Genomic DNA, 19,356 nt, shown 5'->3' with positions numbered 1-19,356 from the left:
CTGCGCCGGGGCGAGCGGCGCAGCGGCCGGGGGCCCCCACCCGAGCCGGCAGCGAAACTGCCGACCGGAGGATCATGCGGAGGGGACTGCATCGGTGCGCGGGCGTTCCTGCGCGCCTGAGGCCGTCCTTGCGGCGATGCGCCGGCGCGAGGGCCCTCCGGAAAGGCGCCGCGCAGGCGCGAAGGGACGTTCCTGCGGAAAGCGGGGATTCTTGCGCTCACGTCTGGCGGAGGCGCCAACCCGCCACATTTGTAGCTGCGGTGCGCACATCCGGTGTGTATCAACCGGATGCTTTGGTGGCCTCGGGCGAGGGTCGGCTCAGTTTGTGCTTCCGGGCGTCCGCCCGGCAGGCAGCGGAACGCGTGACGCCTTCCTTCCTCCCGCCACGGAAACGGAGAGGGAAGGCATGGGCGATGCCGGAAATCACCCTGTTGCTGTCACGTCTCGCACGGGCCCGGACCTGTTCGAGAGCCCGCCCTATTCGGGCCTGGTGCAGGAACGCCGGCTGGCGGGCACTCTGCCCGCCTGGATGGTGCGGATCTCGCAGCCCCGCGGCGACCATCCGGATCCGCCGACCGACGATTTCATGATCCAGATCTCCATGCCGGGCGCGCTCGGCGCCATGGCCCCGGCGGCGTGGCGGCGGGAGCGGCAGCGATGAGCGCCGCCTTCGAGTCCTACGAGGCCTTCTATCGCGCGACCTATCCCAGCCACATCCAGGATGTGCGGATGTCGGCCACCGGCGCGACCATGCTGAACATCGCCCAGCCGCCCGGGGATTTCTCGGACGCGCCGGTACCGGACCTCGTCCTGACGCTGGTCAGGTCGCCCTCCGCCCGCGCCACAATCGATTTTGGTGCTGGCGTCAGCCGCGCCCTTTTTCCGTGCAACAGCTTCGTCCTGCTCGCGCCCTCCACGGCGGCGCGCATCGTCGTGGACGATCCACACGCCATCCTCATCCTGGCGCTGGAGGCGTCGCGGGCCGCCGCGCTGACCTCCCGGCCGACGCTGGATTTCGGTGCCCTGCACTGCGGCCAGAATGTGGACCCGATCGTCGCCCAACTCGTGGACAGCCTGTATCGCGACGGCCAGGACGGATCGCCGACCGGCGCGCTCTATGCCGATTCCGCCGTCGCCACGCTGGTCGCGCGGCTGGACCACCTGGCCAGCCGGGGCGCGCCGCAGCGCATGGTCCATGCGGGAGGCCTCGCGCCGCGCTGCCTCAAGCGGATCATGGCATTGATGGAGGACCGGCTGGGCGAGGATGTGCCGCTGGCCATGCTGGCCGCCGAGGCAGGGCTCTCCCCCTTCCACTTCGCCCGCTCCTTCCGCATCAGCACCGGCCAGCCGCCGCATCGGTGGCTGGTGGCGCAGCGCATGGCACGCGCGCAGCAACTGCTCGCCGGCGGCACGTTGTCCGTCGGCGATGTCGCGGCGGCGGTCGGCTACGCCGATCCGGGCCACTTCGCCAAGCTGTTCCGCCGCGAGACCGGCAGGGCCCCGGCGGCGTGGCGGCGGGAGCGGCGGCGATGAGCGCCGCCTTCGAGTCCTACGAAGCCTTCTATCGCGCGACCTATCCCAGCCACATCCAGGATGTGCGGATGTCGGCCACCGGCGCGACGATGCTGAACATCGCCCAGCCGCCCGGGGATTTCTCGGACGCGCCGGTGCCGGATCTCGTCCTGACGCTGGTCAGGTCGCCCTCCGCCCGCGCCACGCTCGATTTCGGCGCGGGCGCCAGCCGCGCCTTGTTGCCGCGCGACAGCTTCGTCCTGGTCCCACCCGCCACGGCCGCCCGCATCCTGGTGGACGAGCCGCACGCCATCCTGATCCTGGCGTTGGAGGGCTTGCGGGCCGCCGCGCTGACCTCCCAGCCAACGCTGGATTTCGGCGCCCTGCACTGCGGCCAGAATGTGGACCCTGTCGTCGCCCTGCTCGTGGACACCCTGTATCGCGACGGCCAGGACGAATCGCCGACCGGTGCGCTCTTTGCCGACTCCGCCGTCGCCACGCTGGTCGCGCGACTGGACCACCTGGCCAGCCGGGGCGCGCCGCGGCGCAGGGTCCATGCGGGCGGCCTCGGCCCGCGCTGCCTCAAGCGCGTCATGGCGCTGATGGCGGATCGGCTGGGCGAGGATGTGCCACTGGCCATGCTGGCCGCCGAGGCGGGGCTTTCGCCCTTCCACTTCGCCCGCGCCTTCCGCACCAGCACCGGCCTGCCGCCGCATCGCTGGCTGGTGGCGCAGCGCATGGCGCGGGCGCAGCAATTGCTCGCCGGCGGCACGCTGTCCGTCGGCGATGTCGCGGCGGCGGTCGGCTACGCCGATCCGGGCCACTTCGCCAAGCTGTTCCGCCGCGAGACCGGCCTGGCCCCCGCGGCCTGGCGGCGGGAGCGTCTCAGGTAGCGCCGACCAGGTGGCGGATGCGCGGCGCGCCGTCGCGGTCGAGGGCGTTGGCGGCCTCGTGCAGCGGCCGGTCTGCGCTGGTGGCGCGGTCGTGCATGCGCTCGTGCTCCGCCCAGTCACGCAGGCGGAACAGCTCGACGATCCGCAGCGCATCCAGCGGGTCGTCGAGCAGCAGCCAATCCTCCGCCCCGTCGCGCCGGCGCGCGGCACCCAGCCGGCCGAGCGCCGCCAGCAGCGGCGCGCGGTCCTCCTTCTGGCGCAGCCGGTACTCCACCAGAACCAGCACGGGGCCGGCCTGCGGCAAGGGCAGGATCAGGTCGTGGTGCCCGGGCATGTGGTCGCTGGGCACCATCGCCAAATCGCCCTCGGGCAGCCGGACGCGGCGCAGCAGGAGGCCGACCGTGAGGCCACCCGCCGCCGCCGCCCCCAGGGCGACCACGAGGCCGGCACGGTCCGCGACCAGGCCCCAGCCGAGGCTGCCCGTCATCATCGCGCCCGAGAAGGTGGCGAGATAGATCGCAAGCCCCCGCGCCCGCACCCAATCAGGCAGGGCGCCCTGCGCCGCGACGTTCAGCGTGGTCAGCACCGTGATCCACGCAAGCCCCAGCAGGGCGCAAGCCGCGACCGCGACGGCCCCCGAGGGCGCGGCCGCCAGCAGCAGGCCGGCGACGCCCGCGCCGATGGTACCGGACAGCACGGCCCGCCCGGCCCCGCCGCCAAGCCGCCGCCGCAGCCAGGGCAGCAGCAGCGCGCCGGCCACCGCGCCGGCGCCGATGGCCGCGAGCATCAGCCCATAGATGTGCGGCCCACCCCCGGGCAGTTGCCGGGCCACCAGCGGCAGCAGCGCCCAGGGTGCGGAGGCGAACAGGAAGAACCCCAGCGCCCGCAGCAGGACGCGTCGCAGGCTGTCGCTGGCCCTGGCGTAGCGCAGCCCCGCCCGCAACGCGCCGCCGATCGTCTCCGGCGGGGCTCGCCGGGGCGCCGTGCTGGAGCGCCACCACGCCAGGGCCAGCAGCACGCCGACGAAGGACAGCGCATCCAGCGCGAACACCGCCCAGGCGCCCACCGTCGCCAGCAGCAGGCCGCCCAGCGCGGGGCCGATGGCGCGGGCGATGTTCACGCCCATGGAGTTCAACGCCACCGCCGGCCGCAACACCTCCCGCGGGACCAACTGCGGCACGATCGCCTGCCAGGCGGGCGCGGAGAGCGCGGCGCCGATGCCGCCCAGCACCGCCGCGCCCAGGATCAGCCCCGGCGTGGTGAAGCCGCCGAGTTCCATCGCCACCAGGAACACCGACAACACCGCGAGGCAGGCCTGCGCGCCGAACAGCAGGCGCCGCCGGTCCACCACATCGGCCAGCGCGCCGGCCGGCAGCGCGAGCAGCAGCACCGGCAGGGCACTCGCTGCCTGCACCGCGGCGACCAGGGTGGCGGAGCCGGCCAGTTCCGTCATGCGCCAGGACAGGCCGACATCGCGCATCCAGGTGCCGATATTCGCCACCAGCGTGGCGCCCCACAGCACCAGGAAGGCACGATGCGCGAAGGGCGCGAGGGCGGAGGGCGGCGTGCTCATGCGTTGGGAGCCTTCGCGTCTGACCAACGGAGAGGCCTGCCGCGGGCCGGCGTGGCCGGCGCCACGTCACCCGCGGCAGGAAGGCTCAACGGCCCGAGGTGCCCAGCCGGCCATCGAGCGGCGCACCGTAGTGGATCACCGGACCCTGGTTCTGGTCTACGAAGCGCATGATGTAGACAGGCCCGCCGCCCGCCACCGGCTGGGTCGCGGCGCCGTAGACGGTTTGTGCCGATTCGCCCGAACCCTGGGTGCCCAGCGCCTGCGACGACTGCGCGGGGCGACAGCTCGACTCGTTGTAGACGATTTCCGTGTTGTTGCCGGACGTGCGCGTCTCGATCACGTCGCAGCTCATCAAGGTGCTCGCCGCGGCCCCCTGCGTGCCGAACAGCAGCAGCAGGCCGGCAGCCATCGCGATGTTTCTCATTGGTCGTCTCCAGATATCGGGTTTCCCGGCGACACCGCGCCGGGTGCGGTTGCGGGCACTGGCTGGTGCCCTCAGCGGCGGAGATCCGCCGTCTGTGGGTGTGGCATCGGGGATAGCCCCGGCGCGCCGAAGGCGTGCAGCGGCGACCAGGCGGGCAGCGCCGGCAACGCATCGGGCGCGTGCGGGGCGAAGGCGCCCTTCGCATGCACGACGCGCCCGCCCATCAGGGTGAGATCGGCAGTGATGGACGCGATCTCGGCCTCGCCGCAGGTGAAATAGTCACAGTCGAGCAGGACGAGGTCGGCCAACGCGCCGGGCTTCAGCACGCCCTTTCGTCCTGCCTCGCGGGAGAACCAGGCGCCTGCCTCGGTCCAGTGGCGCAGCGCCTCCTCCCGCGTCAGCCGGTCCGGCTCCGCCCAGATGGTGTCGCCACCGCGCCCCTGGCCCGAGACCAGCCAATGGATGCAGAGCCAGGGGTTGTAGGAGGACACCCGCGTTGCATCCGTGCCGGCGGCCAGCGGCAGGCCCATGCGCATCATCTTCCGCACCGGCATCGCCGCACGCAGCGCGTCCTCGCCGTAGCGGCGGCGGTATTCGCGCGCCTGGAAGGGCAGGCGGTTCTGGTAGGAAATTCCACCATGCAGGCGGGCGACCCATTCCATGGTCCGCTCGCTGATCGTCTCGCCATGGTCGAAGATCCAGTTCAGGCCTTCGAGGCCGTGCCTGGCCCCGACGCGCTCCACCACCTTCAGGATGCGCTGCGCGCTTTCCTCGTAGGTGCAGTGGAAGCGGAACGGCCAGCGGTTCTGCAACAGGAAGTCGAGCACCGGCTCCAGCTCGGCCTCCATCACCGCCGGAAGCTCGGGGCGGGGATAGGCGAAGTCCTCGAAATCGTAGGCGGAGGCCACCAGCATCTCGCCGGCGCCGATGCAGCGCAGGAAGTCGTCCCCCTGGTCCGGCCCGACCAGGCCGTTCCAGCGCTGGAAGTCCGCCAGCTCCCGGCCCGGCTTCTGGGCGAAAAGCTGGTAGCCGATGCGCACCGTCTGCTCGCCGCGGCGATGCAGTTCGCCGATCACGCCGTAATCGTCGGGGTAGTTCAGGAAACCGCCGGCGCAGTCGAGCGCCGAGGTGAGGCCGAGCCCGTTCAGCGCGCGGAAATAGTGGCGCGTGGACGTCAACTGCTCCTCGAAGGACAGCTTGGGCGCGCGGTCCAGCAGCGCATACAGGGGCTGCGCATTCGGCCGGGCGAGGGCGAGGCCCGTGGGGCGGCCTTCATCGTCCCGTTCGAGCCGGCCGCTGACGAAGGGCTCGTAAAAATGCGCGTCGATGCCCAGAGCCCGCAGCGCCGCCTGGTTCATCCAGGCGCGATCATACAGGTGCAGCACATAGACCGGCACGTCGGGCGCGGCGGCGTTGATCTCATCGAGCGTGGGCAGCCGCTTCTCGGCGAACTGGTCGGCCGACCAGCCACCCACCACGCGGACCCAGGCGCCGGGTGGCGTGCGCCGCGCCTGGTCGCGCAGCATGCGCAATCCGTCGGCGAGGCTCGGCACCTCGTCCCAGCGGAGCTCCATGGCGAAGTTGTTGCCCTGGCGGATGATGTGCGTGTGGCTGTCGATCAGGCCCGGGATGACGCGCGCGCCGCCCGCGTCGATGATGCGTGTCGCCGGCGTCGCCAGCGCCATCACCTCGGCCTCGTCGCCGACCGCGGTGATGAGGGCTCCGGTGACGGCCAGGGCCTGCGCCTCGGCGCGCGCCGGGTCCATCGTGGTGATGCGTGCGTTGCGCAGGATGAGGTCGGTCGGCATCCGCTCAGCCCCCCGTCTTGTGGTCGGCGGGGGGCGCGGCGGCGTGGAAGGTCTTCGCATGACACATCCAGCCCACCATCGCCGGGTGCCCGCGCAGCCAGTTCACCGCGGTTTCCCCGGCCAGCATACCCAGCAGGCCGAGCAGCGCGATGATCGGCGGCGCGGGGGAGCGCAGGCCGAACAGCGCATAGGCCACGCCCACGGCAAGCCCGGCCGCGGCGGAGAGGATGTAGGGCGTCATGCGATGCCTCCCGCGCTTCAGTGGCCCTCGCCGCCGCCGAACATGGACTTGGCGTAGATCAGCCCGAGCCCGTAGCTGCCGCCATGCGCGATGGAGGTTGCGACGGTCTCTGCGTAGGTCTCGCCCCGCGCCCAGTCGCGCTGCAGTTCCAGCAGGTATTGCAGGCTGGTCATCGGCCGCGCGCCAAGCTGGATCATGCGCTGCATCGCCCGTTCATGCGCTTCCTCCGTCACGTCGCCGCAGCAATCGGCGAGGATGTAGACCTCGAAGCCCTGGTCGAGCGCCGAGAGCGCGGGACCCACGATGCAGACGCTGGTCCAGAGCCCGGCCAGCACGAGGCGCGCCTTGCCGATGGCGTTGACGCGCGTGGTGATCGCCTCGTCTTCCCAGGTGTTCATGGTGGTGCGGTCGGTCACCGGCACCTCGGGCAGCGCGTCCTTGATCTCCTGGAAGATCGGGCCGCTGAAGGTCTTCTCGGCCACGGTGGTCAGGATCGTGGCGACGCCGAATACCGCGGCTGCCTTCGCCACCAGTGCCGCGTTGTTGCGCAGCAGGACGGCATCGATCGTCTTTGTCGCGAAAGCCATCTGCGACTGGTGGTCGATCATGATCAGCGTGTGGTCGCTGGGCGTGAGCAAGGTTGCGCCGGGGCGTGGGTGTGCGGTGGGCATTTCCATGTCTCCGAGGCGGCGGCGTGCAGCACCGCGGCTGGACCCGAGGGATAACGCCTGGCGCAAGGCGGTTGCGCGGGTATTCCTGCGCTGTCCTGCGGTGATCTTGCTGCATTCAGCCGTGCCGGGCCGGGCCGGCGTCCGGAGGGCGATACAGCACGGCCGGGCCACGGCTAGATGCAGGAGGCGCGCAGGTTCCTGCTCGCCGCCGTGCGCCCGATGGCGCCGGTGAATCGCCCGCGAAGGAGCCTCCCGCTTCATGACCACCCTCTTCACGCCGCAGAACAGCGCGCTTCTGCTCATCGACCACCAGGTCGGCACCATGCAGCTGATCCGCAACATCGATACGGATGGAGCCAGGCGCATGGCCATCGCCCTGGCGAAGGCCGCACGCATCCTGGGGCTGCCCACCGTTCTCACCTCCTCGCAGGAGGACCGCATCCAGGGTCCGCTGGTTCCGGAGTTCGCGGAGATCCTTCCCGAGGCCTTCGCCGCACGCGTGCAGCGGGCCGGCGTGGTGAATGCCTGGACCGACCCGGCCTTCAAGGCGGCGGTGGAGGCGACGGGCCGGCGCAACCTCATCATCGCAGGTGTGACGACCGACGTGTGCCTGGTTTTCCCGGCGATCGACGCGGTGCAGGAGGGCTATGGCGTGCAGGCGGTGATGGATGCCTCCGGCTCGCCTTTCGAACTCTCCGAGGCGACCTCGCGCGGCCGCATGCAGGCGGCGGGGGTCGTGCTGACCGCGACCAACACGATCATCGCGGAGCTTGCCCAGAACTGGTCGACCCCGCACGGACAGCAGCTGATCCAGCTGCTGTTCACCGACGTGCTGCCGCCGATCATGCCCGCAGCGTGACCGACGGCGACGGCCGGGCCCGCGACCTGCTGCTGACCGCCCTGGCGCCGGCCATCTGGGGCAGCAGCTACATCGTCACCACGCAGATGCTGCCGGACAGCCATCCGCTGGCCGTGGCGATGCTCCGCGCCCTGCCGGCCGGCCTGCTGCTGCTGCTGTTCGTGCGGCAGCTTCCGCATGGCTGTTCGCTCGGCCGCGTGCTGGTGCTCGGCGTGCTGAACTTCAGCATCTTCTGGGCGATGCTGTTCGTCACCGCCTATCGCCTGCCTGGCGGGCTCGCGGCCACGATCGGCGCGGTCCAGCCGCTGATGGTCCTTGTGCTCGCGCAGGCGGTGCTCGGCACGCCCGTGCGGCTCGCAGCCGTGCTGTCCGGCCTGGCCGGCGTCGTCGGCGTTGCGCTGCTGATGCTGGGACCCGAGGCCACGCCCGATCCAGTCGGCATCGCGGCGGGCCTGGTCGGTGCCGGGTCCATGGCGCTCGGCACCGTTCTGACACGTCGGTGGCGGCTGCAGGTGCCACTGTTGACGATGACGGCCTGGCAGCTCACCGCGGGCGGGCTGGTCCTGCTGCCGCCGGCACTTTGGGTCGCACCGGATCTGCTTGTCCTGTCCGGTAGCGAGGTGCTGGGGCTGGCCTGGCTTGGCCTGGTCGGCGCGGCCTTCACCTATGTACTGTGGTTCAGGGGCATTGCACGGCTGGGTCCTTCGGCTGTGGCACCACTCGGGCTGTTCAGCCCGGTCGTGGCCGTGGCCATCGGGTGGCTGGTGATCGGAGAGCAACCGAGCGCGCCGCAATGGATCGGCATGGTCGTGGTCGTGGCGAGCGTTGCCGTGGGCCAGCGCCACTTGGTGCCGAAATCGGTGACCCCTGGCTTATTGGACAGACAGCCGTCCAGGCTCGACCCGGGCACCGACGGGCCCGATGCTGTTGCGCCCGCCAGGCAGCAACAGGCCGCGCAGTTGCGGCGAAGCGGGCCGACGCGGTCGCCTTGACCGCGGGCGCCGCCGCGCGCCTCGGCTCCGGCGGCGGACCGCAATCCGGACAGGAACCTTCTGACACAGCATCATCAGACGGCCCGGATACTCGCAACAAACTCCCCGACCTGACGGCGCAAGCGCTCGGCCTTGCCAGACAGCTCGGCAGCCGTGGTCCGAACCTGGCTTGCGGAGTTGCTGGTCGTGGTCGCCGAAGCGGAAACCTCCGCGATCTCCATGGAGATTTCCCGTGTGCCGCCAGCGGCGCCCTGCACGCTCCGGGCGATGTCACGGGTCGCATCGCCCTGCTGTTCGACCGCTGTGGCGACCGCGGTGATCACCTCGTTGATCCGACCGAGACTGTCTCGAATGGAGCCAAGGTCACGTGCAGAAGCCCGGGCGGCAGATTGCATGGCGAGGATCTGCTCGGCGATGCCCTCGGTCGCCTTCGCTGTCTGGCTTGCCAGTGTCTTGACCTCGCTGGCCACCACGGCGAACCCTTTGCCAGCCTCGCCGGCCCGCGCGGCCTCGATCGTGGCGTTCAGCGCGAGGAGATTTGTCTGGCCTGCGATGTCGCCGATGAGGCGCGTGACCTCGCCAATCTTGGACGCGGAGTCGGTGAGGTGTGCCATCGTGACGTCGGCCTGGACGGACTGGTCGACGGCGGCCGCCGCCATGCGCGTGCTCTCCGCGAGTTGCCGGCTGATCTCTGCGACCGAGGCCGCGAGCTCTTCGGTCGCAGCCGCAACGGCGTTTACCTCGGTGTCCGCCGCCGCACTGGCCTGGCTGACAGCCGCGGAGCGCCGGGTGGTGTCCCCGGCAATCGAAACGAGCGATCCGGCTGCGGAGGAGAGCTCGGTGGTCGCTGCCGCGATACCCTCCACGACCTCGCCGACCTGACTCTCCAGGCTGTCGGCCGTGCGGACCAGCGTCGCCCGCCGGTCCTCTTCGGCCTGTCGCTTGGAGTCCTCCTGCTGAGAACGGAGCGCCCCGGCTTCGACAAGCTGTTGCCGGAGGATGGTGAGTGCCGCGAGAATGTCGGCCACCTCGTCAGATCTTTCAGTCGCCGGAATGGCCTGCTCGAGCCGTCCCTCGCTGAGATCGCGCACCGCGGCAGTCGCTCGTCCGAGCGGGCGCAGGAGCCGCGACAGCAGGATGTAGAGGATTGATGCGGAGACGATCGCCAGCAGCAGCCCCGCCCCGATCTGGATGTAGGGACTGCGCCAGCTTTACGCATCCACGGGGCCGCGATCCCAGAACGTCACGATCCGTCCGATCGATGCACCGTCCTGCCCCGGAATGTCGCGCAGGACGATCACGGTCGAGGGCGGCGCATCGGCACCGTTCGGCGCGAGCGCGGCGGCAGGATCGGAGAGCAGGGACGGATCGCGGCTCCATTTCTCGAACACGGTCCCGGCTGATGGACCCGTGTCCGTGCGGAATGCGATGCCGAGGAGTGCGGAGCCCTCCCGCAACATGCCATAGGACGCCTGCACGCTGGCGGCACGTGCGAACCGAACCCCTGGTGCGGCAGCATGAGAGACGATGTCGGTCACCTGTGCAGCATGTGCGGCGAACTCGGCACGTGCAGTCGCCATCTGTCGGACCGCAGCCGTCACGGACACAACCGAGATGCCGACGGCCATCACCAGGCCAGCGACTGCAGCGAGCCGTAGGGCAATGCCGCCACGCCTGCTCTTTGGCTTCATTGTTCGCGTGACCCCTACTGCTCCGCGCCGAGGCACCCACTCAGCCCGATATGCTGAAATCAGCCGAGGTAGCTTCGGACGATGCGATCGACGGCACCCTCGCTCTCGAGGGCGGCAAACGCGTCGCGCATCTCGGCAACCGGAACGCCGGTTGCGGCGCGCGACGTCACGATGAACGACTCGACGTTCTGCAGCCGCGGCCCGACCTTGAGATCGGCGGATCGCCCGCGCGCGCGCGCGTGCCAGCGCAGTTCAAGCGTCTGGGTGTAGAGCGCCTCGATCTCGCCCGAGACCAGCGCGTCCATCGCGTTGGCGAGGCTCACCGGCACGAGATTGGTGAAGCCTTGTGCGCGCAGGAACGCCTCGTGAAAGGACTGGGAGATGATCCCCATCCGGGACAGCCGGCGCGCGCCTTCGAGATCGAGCGGCCCTGTCCCGCCCAGCGAACCGATCGCCGACTCGAAGTCCATGACCTTCACGATCCAGGTGTAGTGCGGCTCGCGCGCCGGCGTGCGCCCAGGTGGCGTGAGCAGGGTGTTTGCGTCGGTGCGGCCGCGCGCCTGGGCCTCTGCCCATTCGAGCGGGACGAAGTTGGGCACGCGACCGACCATCCGCAGCACTTCGCCGGCGACTTCATTCACGATGCCCGGACGCGCCGGATCGGTGATCGTGAAGGGCGGAAAGGCTCCATACACGACCGTCATGGGGGCACGGGACGCGCGAGCTTAACTCGGCGCTGCCAGCGTAGCGGTCATGCCAAGCGCGAGGCGACGGCTGATCTTCATTGGGGTCCTCCAGCGTGAACTCGTGCGCAGTGTTCTAACGTCTGTTCATGAAGATCCTGTTATTTCCTGGCCAAGGCACGCTACCAGCGGCCGTGATGGTTCACTCTCGCTCGGGCTTGCGCCGGTGAACGTGCGTTTGATTCGCGGCCTTCGGTGATGGAGGCGGGCGCATGGTGGCGGTTGCGATTGCGCGAGGCGATCATGACGCGGCATCGCTGCTTCGGGCGGCTTCCACAAGCCGGGACGCGGAGATGGGCAGGACCACGACCACGACTTTTCCGGATGGTCTGCGCGCCGCCCATGCGTGGTTCATGGCGCAGGAGTTGGTGCGAAGCCGACCACTTCGCACCGAAGACCCGCAGGGCTGGCGCCGCTACAGGGGCAGCGCCAGGACCTGCGCCACCAGGGCCGCATCAGGCAGCGCCCAGGGCAACACGGACAGTGCCGCGATTTCCCCGAACATCGGGTTACCGTTGGCGACATTCGACCCGACACGCAACGTCGTCATGCCGCTGGTCGGCGCGCCCGTCAGAACCTCGACGGCCCCGCCGTTCATGCACAGCACCAGGCGCCCCGCGCCATCGCAGGCGACGCCGATCCGAAAGGGCGAGCCTGCCGTGAATGCGCCGGCCACGCTGCTCGATACAGACGCGCCGGCTGTGAACCTGTTTACCAAGATCTGGCTGGCGAACGGGTTGATGACCTGCCAGCGATCACTTGTGCTGCCGCCATCAACCGCAAGCAAGGTCTGTACCGCGCCAGAAAACGCCTGCGGCAGCATGAAGGTGCCCAGCAGCGTGCAGGCCGCGCTTGCACCAATCCCAAGGCTCGCCAGTGTCGTCGTCACCAGGTCGGCGCCGCGCGTGCTGGCCGCGGGGGAGCCGACCGGCGGGAGGATCGGGCTGGACGCGAAGGCGCTCATCTCCAACTGCGGCCACGCCAGCCGAACACGCGCGGACACTGGCACCCCGGCTTGCACGAGAAACGCGACATAGGTGTTGGCGAAGGCGCATGCGGCGCTCCCCATTGTCCGGGTGGCCGAGAAACGCGTGAATGCATCGCTGAGGGCAGCACCTGCCCCACCTGCAGACAAGAAGCCGCCCGCCCCTGACCGTTCCTCGACGCCCAATGTCACGGTCGTCACGCCGGTCGGCGCTCCTACCCAGCGCATCGACAACGAGGCGGACCATACCTGGCCCGTCACGGCGGCAATCGCGGTCGTCGTGTCAAAGATCAAGTAGAATTCGGAATCGGCTGTCGGCGTGCCGAACAGCACCAATTCGATGTAGTTCATGCCGCTTTCGGTGCCGACGTCGACAACCTCGCGCGTCACTCCAACAGGCGTGTTCTGCACACTCCAGAACGTCGGCAAGGCTCCCGGAGTGCCGGCAGCGGCGCCTTGGCCGCGGGGGTTGCGGACGCCGTTCGTGCGCTGCCCTTCAACGGCCAACTGCCGCGCGGCGCCGTTGAAGCGCGCCTGGTCGGCGCCAAGTTCCTGCAGCGTCAGGCCATCCGCCGCCGTGGCGGTCGCGAGCGTCGTCGACTGAGCGCGGCGCAGACTCAGGGGCGGGTTGAGTCTCTCGCGCGTGAGGGGCCACCGCCGGCGATCATCCAGCAGGCCCGGAAGGGAGGTGATGGCGTTCATGGGCTGGACACTCCTGGGCGCATCACGGCGGGGCGCATGGCGTGCATGAGGAAGCCTCCTTTCGGGGGTAAGATTCAGGAATGCATGAGGATCGCGGCCGGCAGGCCTGTTTCGCGCATTGGTTCGTCGCAGCGGAAGCCGGACGCCGCTCACCAGCCATGGGCGAAGACTAGACCGGCGCCGCTGCCAAAGTAAAGACTTTTTTCCTAGTTCGGGCGGCGCTGTTTCGGCCTGCTGCAGGCCTGGTGGCCACCTGGACCAGGTTTTCTCCCGATCGAGGGTCCTTGCATGGACGAAGGACATTCAGCCGCGAATTCAAGATCGAGGCGGTGAAGCGGGCCAGGGATCGCGGAGAGCGTGCTGCGCCGCCGGATGCGGGAGGTCGCCAGGCTCAAGGCGGAGCGTGACACCCTGAAAGAAGCCGCAGCCTGGATGTTTTTCCCACGTTGTAGTGGCACAGTCGTCGTGCCGCTCTTCTCTCAGGCGGCCCTGGCCGCCTCGAGATACCGCGCCACCTGGCCGCGCAGCGCCTCCGCGCCGCGGCTGAGTTCGGCTGCGGCGGCGCGCACCTGCTGCGCCGCCGCCCCGGTATCCTGGGCCGAGGCGCTGACCTCGCCGATGGTGCCGGTGATGGCCGTGGTGCCGCGGGCCGCATCGGCCACGCCGCGCGCGATTTCCTGCGTCGCGGCGCCCTGCTCCTCCACGGCCGCGGCGATGGTGGTCGCGATCTCGCTGACCCTTGTGATGGTGCCGCCGATGGCCTGGATGGCGGCGACCACCGCCTGGGTGTCGCGCTGCACGCCGCTGATCTGCGCGGCGATGTCTTCCGTGGCCTTGGCGGTCTGCGCCGCCAGGCTCTTCACCTCGCTGGCCACCACGGCGAAGCCCTTGCCCGCATCGCCGGCCCGCGCGGCCTCGATGGTGGCGTACAGGGCGAGCAGGTTGGTCTGCCCGGCGATGTCGTTGATCAGGCGCACCACCTCGCCGATGCGGCTGGCGCTGCTGGCGAGGGAGCCGACGGCGGCGTCGGTCCGCACGGTCTCCGCCACCGCCTCGCTGGCGATGCGCGCGCTTTCGGCGACCTGGCGGCTGATCTCGGCGACGGAAGCCGCCAGTTCCTCGGCCGCGGAGGACACGGTCTGCACGTTGCCGGACGCGGTCTCGGCGGCCTCGGCCACGGCGGCGGCGCGCTGGGACGTGCCGGCAGCATCGCCCGCCATGCTGCCGGCGGTCGCCTCCAGTTCGGTGGCGGCCTGTGCCACGCTGTGCACCACGGCGCCGGACTCCGCCTCGAAGATGCGGGTCACCTCGGCGAGGCGCGCGGCCTGGGCGACCTTGGCCTCCGCCGCGGCGCGATCCGCCGCGACGCGATCCCGCTCGGCGGTCAGGCTCTCGCGGAACACCGCCATGGTGCGGGCGATGTCGCCCACCTCGTCGCGCCGCGCCGCGCCCTCGATCGGGCTGGTCGTGTCGCCCTCCGCCAGGGCGCGCAGGCGGGCGGCGCAGGCGGTGATCGGGCGGGCCAGCCCCGCATGGCCGATCAGCCAGGCCAGCACGCCGCCACCCAGCAGGCCCAGCACGGAGACCAGGATGATAATGCGCTCCGCCAGGCTGGCGAGGTCCTCCGACCCCTGCGTCAGTTCATTGGCGACCCGGACGGAAGTCTCATCGAATTCCCGCAGCAGCGCCCGCAGGGCCGTGTACGGCGCGTCGCTGGCCAGGGCCGCTTCCCGCAGGCTGGCGCGCGCCTCCGGCGACGGATCCCGCGCGGCGGCCTCCGCGGCGCGGAAGCTGGCCTGGAGCGAGGCGTCGTAGGCGTCGGCGGCGGGCGCCACGCGCTGCAGCACCTGCCTCTGCGCCGTGCCGGCGACGGCCAGTGCCTCGGCAAGCCGCTCGCGGAATTGGCCGGCTTCCTCGGCCACCTCGGCACGGGCTGCGGCGATCCGCGCGGTGGAGGGTTCGGCGACCAGGCTGAACTCGATCCGGCTGAGCTGGATGACATCCTGGTTCATCCGTCCCGCCAGGGCCGCCGAATGGCTGGCTACCTGCACCTTTTCGACATCCGCCTGCAGCAGCCGGACGAAGGAGATGCTGGTCGTGGCCAGCACCACCAGCGGCAGCAGCAGAGCCGCCACGAGCAGCGCCACCTTGGGCGCGATACGAAGGCCTGAAAGCATGGGATTTTCCTCGCCGCCGATGCGCCTCCGGTCCGGAACGGGGCGACAGGCGGAGATTAGGGGCCTGCTGATTGAGAAAGGCTGAAGCCGGAGCCTGCCGTGGAGGACGGCCGCGTGGGTGCGGCGGCCCGCTACCCGCACCGTCCCGCATTTGACCCGGGCCGCCCCCGGGCGGATGCTGTGGTGCACAAGAAATCCGGGCCGTGTCGAGCGCAACCTCACCCTCCCCCAGCCTCGCCGCCTATTTTCTGACGGCGGTCGTCGCCACAGCGGGCGGCGCCCTCGCCTGGTTGCTGCACATCCCGCTGCCCTGGATGCTGGGCGCCATGGCGGCGACCGGCGTGCTGGCCTGGCAGGAACGCGCCGCGGTGGCGCCGGCGGTGCGGCCGGTGGCGCTGCTGGCGCTCGGCCTCGGGCTCGGCCAGACCTTCACCTCCCCGGTGCTGGAGGCGCTGGCCTGGGCGCTGCCCTGGCTGGTGGTGGCGGCGGTGGTCAGCATCATCGTCGGCGCGCTGGTGGCGCGGGCCTTCGCCCGCATGGCCGGGACCGACCCGCGCACCGGCTACTTCTCCGCCGTGCCCGGCGGCATCATCGTCATGGTGGTGCTGGCGCAGCGCGCCGGCGTGTCCGTGCCGGCGGTGACACTGGCACAGACCATCCGCGTGATGGTGGTGGTGGTGATCTTCCCGCCGCTGGTCACCTGGCTCGCCCCGGTATTGGCACCTCATCTCGCCGGCGGCACCGACGCCTTCTTCGCCGAACGGCCGCCCGTCCACCTGCCGGGCCTGGCGCTGATGGCCGTGGCCGGGCTCGGCGCGGCGCTGCTGATCCGGCGGCTGGACCTGGCGAACCCCTGGATGCTCGGCCCCTGCGCGCTGGTCATCGCACTGTCCGCCTTCGGTGCGCTGCCCTCCGGCGTGCCGCTCTGGATGATCGATGCGGCGCAGGTCGGCATGGGCGCAGGCCTCGGCGCGCGGATGAGCCGGCGCTTCCTGCTGACCTCGCGGCGCCTCGCCCTGGCCTCAGTCGCCTCCACCTTCCTGCTCTCGGCGCTGCTGGCGGGGCTGGCCGCGGGGCTCGCCTGGGTGTCCGGCCTGCCGCTGATGGCGGTGGTGCTCGGCATGGCGCCGGGCGGAATGCCGGAGATGACGATCACGGCCAAGGCGCTGGGCTTCGCCGTGCCGCTGGTGCTCGGCTTCCACCTGGTCCGCACCGTCGCCTGCAACCTGCTGGTCGGGCCGGTCTGGCGGCTGGCGGAGAAGGTAGGCCTGGACCGCTGAGGCACCGCCACCCCGGCCGCCTCAGGCGGCGCGGGTTCCGGCGGCCGGCATGACGAGGCCGAGCTTGCGCAGCAGCGTGTCGCGCTGCACCGGCTTGCCGAGGTAGTCGTCCATCCCGGCCTCCCGGCACTGCCGCTCGAACTCCGGGCCGACGGCGGCGGTCAGGCCGATGATGTGGGTGCGGCGGTTGGGGCCGGGCTGGCCGCGGATGCCGCGCGTGGCCTCCAGCCCGTCCATCACCGGCATCTGCAGATCCATCAGGATGAAGTCGTACAGGGCGCCCCGCGCGGCGGAGACCGCCTGGGCGCCGTCGCCGGCGACATCCACCGCCGCCCCGGCGCGGGCCAGGATGGTGCGCATCACCAGCTGGTTGGTCGGGTTGTCCTCCACCAGCAGGATGCGGATCTGCGGGCCCGACGCGACGGCCGACGCAACAGCCACAGGCATCGGCGTCGCGACCGGCTGCGGCGCCGCGATCTCCTGCCGCTCGGCCAGCGCCGTCAGCAGCGCATCGCGCAGCCGGGTCGGCAAGGCGGGCTTGAGCAGGAGGCCATCCAGCACGCCCTGGCCGCCCTCGACATGGCCGCGGGTCCCACCACCCGACGTTCCACCGGACACCTGCCCCTGGATCTCCCGAGGGTCGGCGGAACCGGAGGCGCAGAGCAGCAGGCGGGGGCGGCCGAAGGCGTCCCATTCCTGGCGGATGCGGCGGGCCAGGGCCAGGCCGTCGCCATCCGGCAATTGTCCATCGAGGACCGCCGCCTCGAAGGGCCTTCCCTGCGCCGCGGCGGCGCGCAGCGCGGCCAGCGCGGTGCCGCCATCGGACACCGCGGCCGCCTCCGCCCCCATGCCGGCCAGCTGCCGCACCAGGATCTCCCGGTTCAGCGGCAGGTCGTCCACCACCAGCACCCGGCGGCCCTCGAGGCCCGCAAGCCCCTGTGGCTCGCCTTCCACGCGGCCGATCTTCACGGTGAAGCGGAACACGCTGCCGCCGCCGTTGCGCACCCCGGCCAGCCGCGGCACCGCCTCGATCCCGCCACCCATCTCCTCCGCCAGCCGCCGGCAGATGGCGAGGCCAAGGCCGGTGCCGCCGTATCTCCGGCGGATCGAGGCATCGGCCTGGGTGAAGCGTTCGAACAGCATCGGGATCTTGTCCCGCTCCAGCCCGATCCCGGTGTCGGAGACGGAGACGCGCAGCCGCCAGTAGTCCAGCTCCGCCTCCACCGAGATGGCGACCTGGATCCAGCCGGTCTCGGTGAACTTCACGGCGTTGCCGACCAGGTTGAACAGCATCTGGCGGATGCGGCCGGGGTCGCCCACCACCCGCACCGGCAAGTCGGCTGACAGGGCGCAGACCAGCTCCACCCCCTTGGCGGCGGCGCGCGGCGCGAACAGCTCGACGATCGTCGCGATCTCGGCCTCGATGTTGAAGGGCGCGGCTTCCAGTTGCAGCGCGCCGGCTTCCAGCTTGGAGAAGTCCAGGATGTCGTTCAGCACCATCATCAGGTGCTCCGCGGAGCCCTGGATGGTCTCGGCATAGCGGCGTTGCAGGCTGTCCAGCCTGGTGTCCAGCAGCAGCCCGGTCATGCCGATCACGCCGTTCATCGGCGTGCGGATCTCATGGCTCATCGAGGCCAGGAAATCCTCCTTGGCGCGGGATGCGGCGACGGCCAGGCGCTCGCTCTCCGCCAGCCGCTGGCCCTGCAGCTTCAGCGCCTCCGCCTGCCGCACCAGCAGCCACAGCGCCACCAGCGTCACCACCGCGGCGGCGGCGACGCCGGCGGCCAGCAGCGCGCCGAGCCGGTGGGCGCCCGCCAGCGCATCCTCCCGGTTCCGCGCCGATTCGACGACGAAGTTGCCCTGCCGCGTGACGGCGAAGGAGGCGATGATCTCCGCCCGGTCCTGGTCGATGCCGGCCCAGGTGCCGCTTTCGTGCCGCGGCAGGAAGTCCCGGAAGATCCAGGAGGAGGCATTCAGCTCCCCGATGCCGGTCACCCTTCCATCCGAACGCGCCAGCAGCAGCCCCTGGAAGGAATGGATGCGGATCACCGCCTCGAAGGCGTCGGCGTGGCGGCGGGCGACGCCCACCAGGTAGTCGGGGTTCAGGATGGCGACGACGGCGCCCTGGAATTCGCCGCGCGACCCGCGCAGCGCCCGCGCATAGGGAATGGCGTACAGCCCGCCGGCCTGGCTGACGAGGCGTCCGGCGGGCCCGAGGTAGCGCCCGGCTTCCGGCGCGCCCAGCCGCACCGCCTGCCCGCCGAAGCGCAGCAGGCGGAACCATTCGCGGTCGGCGACCGAAGCCTCCCGCAGCCCATCGGCGGAACTGGCGACGATGAAGCCCTGCGCATCCACCACCAGCAGCGCCCGCATCTGCGGCACGTCGCGGATCCGGGTGGAGGTCTGCCGCATGACCTGCGACGGTTCCATCTCCGCCAGGCGGTCGGAGGCATCCAGCAGCACCAGGTCCACGGTCTGCAGCGCGCGGGTCAACTGGTCCGCCAGGCCGCTCGCCACACCCTGGGTCAAACGTTCCGCATCTGATATGGCGTCCTGCTGGCCCCGGTGCATCAGGATGCTGTAGATGCCGATGAGGCAGAGAGCGACCAGGCCGACCGCGGCCGCGAACAGCAGCCAGGGCCGCGGCTCCGACGGGCGCGGGGCGCCGAGGCCGAGAGACCGCCGCAGGGCGAATCGGAGTTGTGTGATGCGTGGGACCATCTTTGCGACGGCTCTTATCGGCTTTTCCGTCTTATTTTGCGAGCCCCGTAACGCAGTCCGGGCTGATGTTTTGTTACCGGAACG

General features: G+C 70.9%; 17 protein-coding genes. 6 read left to right on the top strand and 11 right to left on the bottom strand.

What is annotated here, in order from left to right; translation table 11 throughout:
* Window positions 1-406 precede the first annotated feature (406 nt).
* Genes ACFHPP_RS03525 through ACFHPP_RS03515 form a run of 3 tightly spaced genes read left to right on the top strand, consistent with a single transcriptional unit; the run spans window position 407 to window position 2,405 of the window.
* The gene (locus ACFHPP_RS03525) at window positions 407-661 is read left to right on the top strand and encodes a hypothetical protein (RefSeq protein WP_437161885.1); all 255 of its coding nucleotides are present in this window, start codon (window positions 407-409) and stop codon (window positions 659-661) included.
* A complete protein-coding gene (locus tag ACFHPP_RS03520) occupies window positions 658-1,533 on the top strand; it encodes a helix-turn-helix domain-containing protein (RefSeq protein WP_437161884.1) in 876 nt (291 codons plus the stop codon). The genes ACFHPP_RS03525 and ACFHPP_RS03520 overlap by 4 nt, the downstream gene beginning before the upstream one ends.
* The gene (locus tag ACFHPP_RS03515; protein ID WP_437161883.1) at window positions 1,530-2,405 is read left to right on the top strand and encodes a helix-turn-helix domain-containing protein; all 876 of its coding nucleotides are present in this window, start codon (window positions 1,530-1,532) and stop codon (window positions 2,403-2,405) included. The genes ACFHPP_RS03520 and ACFHPP_RS03515 overlap by 4 nt, the downstream gene beginning before the upstream one ends.
* On the opposite strand, the gene ACFHPP_RS03510 is transcribed toward ACFHPP_RS03515, so the two are convergent.
* From ACFHPP_RS03510 to ACFHPP_RS03490, 5 genes are all read right to left on the bottom strand, one after another.
* The gene (locus tag ACFHPP_RS03510) at window positions 2,398-3,978 is read right to left on the bottom strand and encodes an MFS transporter (protein ID WP_437161882.1); all 1,581 of its coding nucleotides are present in this window, start codon (window positions 3,976-3,978) and stop codon (window positions 2,398-2,400) included. The genes ACFHPP_RS03515 and ACFHPP_RS03510 overlap by 8 nt on opposite strands.
* A gap of 85 nt (window positions 3,979-4,063) precedes the next feature.
* Complete coding sequence (locus ACFHPP_RS03505) at window positions 4,064-4,402, bottom strand: hypothetical protein (RefSeq protein WP_437161881.1); 339 nt, start codon at window positions 4,400-4,402, stop codon at window positions 4,064-4,066.
* Between the two features lie 71 nt (window positions 4,403-4,473).
* Window positions 4,474-6,210 (bottom strand): amidohydrolase, encoded by a 1,737-nt coding sequence (locus ACFHPP_RS03500; RefSeq protein WP_437161880.1) that lies wholly within the window; start codon window positions 6,208-6,210, stop codon window positions 4,474-4,476.
* A 4-nt stretch (window positions 6,211-6,214) separates the two neighbouring features.
* Window positions 6,215-6,451: a DUF1427 family protein gene (locus ACFHPP_RS03495; protein ID WP_437161879.1), complete on the bottom strand. Its 237-nt coding sequence runs from the start codon at window positions 6,449-6,451 to the stop codon at window positions 6,215-6,217.
* Window positions 6,452-6,468: 17 nt separating this feature from the next.
* Entirely contained in the window at window positions 6,469-7,122 is a 654-nt protein-coding gene (locus ACFHPP_RS03490) for a hydrolase (RefSeq protein ID WP_437161878.1), read from the bottom strand.
* Window positions 7,123-7,381: 259 nt separating this feature from the next.
* Between ACFHPP_RS03490 and ACFHPP_RS03485 the strand changes: the two genes are divergently transcribed.
* Together ACFHPP_RS03485 and ACFHPP_RS03480 are read left to right on the top strand one after the other, a co-directional pair.
* Window positions 7,382-7,981 carry an isochorismatase family protein gene (locus ACFHPP_RS03485; RefSeq protein ID WP_437161877.1) on the top strand — a complete coding sequence of 200 codons (600 nt, stop codon included), beginning with the start codon at window positions 7,382-7,384 and terminating at the stop codon, window positions 7,979-7,981.
* Complete coding sequence (locus ACFHPP_RS03480) at window positions 7,978-8,973, top strand: EamA family transporter (protein ID WP_437161876.1); 996 nt, start codon at window positions 7,978-7,980, stop codon at window positions 8,971-8,973. Before ACFHPP_RS03485 ends, ACFHPP_RS03480 begins: the two co-directional genes overlap by 4 nt.
* A gap of 74 nt (window positions 8,974-9,047) precedes the next feature.
* Here ACFHPP_RS03480 and ACFHPP_RS03475 read toward each other — a convergent pair whose 3' ends face one another.
* The 5 genes from ACFHPP_RS03475 to ACFHPP_RS03455 all read right to left on the bottom strand — a co-directional run bounded on the left by ACFHPP_RS03475 (window position 9,048) and on the right by ACFHPP_RS03455 (window position 15,271).
* Window positions 9,048-10,106, bottom strand: a complete 1,059-nt coding sequence (locus ACFHPP_RS03475) for a methyl-accepting chemotaxis protein (protein ID WP_437162083.1) — start codon at window positions 10,104-10,106, stop codon at window positions 9,048-9,050.
* A gap of 78 nt (window positions 10,107-10,184) precedes the next feature.
* On the bottom strand, window positions 10,185-10,601 hold the full coding sequence (locus tag ACFHPP_RS03470; RefSeq protein WP_437161875.1) for a hypothetical protein: 417 nt from the start codon (window positions 10,599-10,601) through the stop codon (window positions 10,185-10,187).
* 122 nt (window positions 10,602-10,723) lie between these two features.
* Window positions 10,724-11,368: a substrate-binding periplasmic protein gene (locus ACFHPP_RS03465; protein ID WP_437161874.1), complete on the bottom strand. Its 645-nt coding sequence runs from the start codon at window positions 11,366-11,368 to the stop codon at window positions 10,724-10,726.
* 454 nt (window positions 11,369-11,822) lie between these two features.
* A complete protein-coding gene (locus tag ACFHPP_RS03460; protein ID WP_437161873.1) occupies window positions 11,823-13,094 on the bottom strand; it encodes a hypothetical protein in 1,272 nt (423 codons plus the stop codon).
* Between the two features lie 479 nt (window positions 13,095-13,573).
* Window positions 13,574-15,271: a methyl-accepting chemotaxis protein gene (locus ACFHPP_RS03455; RefSeq protein WP_437161872.1), complete on the bottom strand. Its 1,698-nt coding sequence runs from the start codon at window positions 15,269-15,271 to the stop codon at window positions 13,574-13,576.
* A gap of 203 nt (window positions 15,272-15,474) precedes the next feature.
* On the opposite strand from ACFHPP_RS03455, the gene ACFHPP_RS03450 reads away from it, so the two are divergent.
* Window positions 15,475-16,551, top strand: coding sequence for an AbrB family transcriptional regulator (locus ACFHPP_RS03450; RefSeq protein ID WP_437161871.1), 1,077 nt, complete (start codon window positions 15,475-15,477; stop codon window positions 16,549-16,551).
* A gap of 21 nt (window positions 16,552-16,572) precedes the next feature.
* Here ACFHPP_RS03450 and ACFHPP_RS03445 read toward each other — a convergent pair whose 3' ends face one another.
* A complete protein-coding gene (locus ACFHPP_RS03445) occupies window positions 16,573-19,272 on the bottom strand; it encodes a response regulator (RefSeq protein ID WP_437161870.1) in 2,700 nt (899 codons plus the stop codon).
* Window positions 19,273-19,356 lie beyond the last annotated feature (84 nt).

It is taken from the genome of Falsiroseomonas sp. E2-1-a20, assembly GCF_051433195.1.
In the GTDB taxonomy this organism is placed as follows: Bacteria; Pseudomonadota; Alphaproteobacteria; order Acetobacterales; family Acetobacteraceae; genus Falsiroseomonas.
The sequence above is the reverse complement of the archived record's forward strand: the minus strand, read 5'-3'. Positions and strand labels throughout refer to the sequence as shown.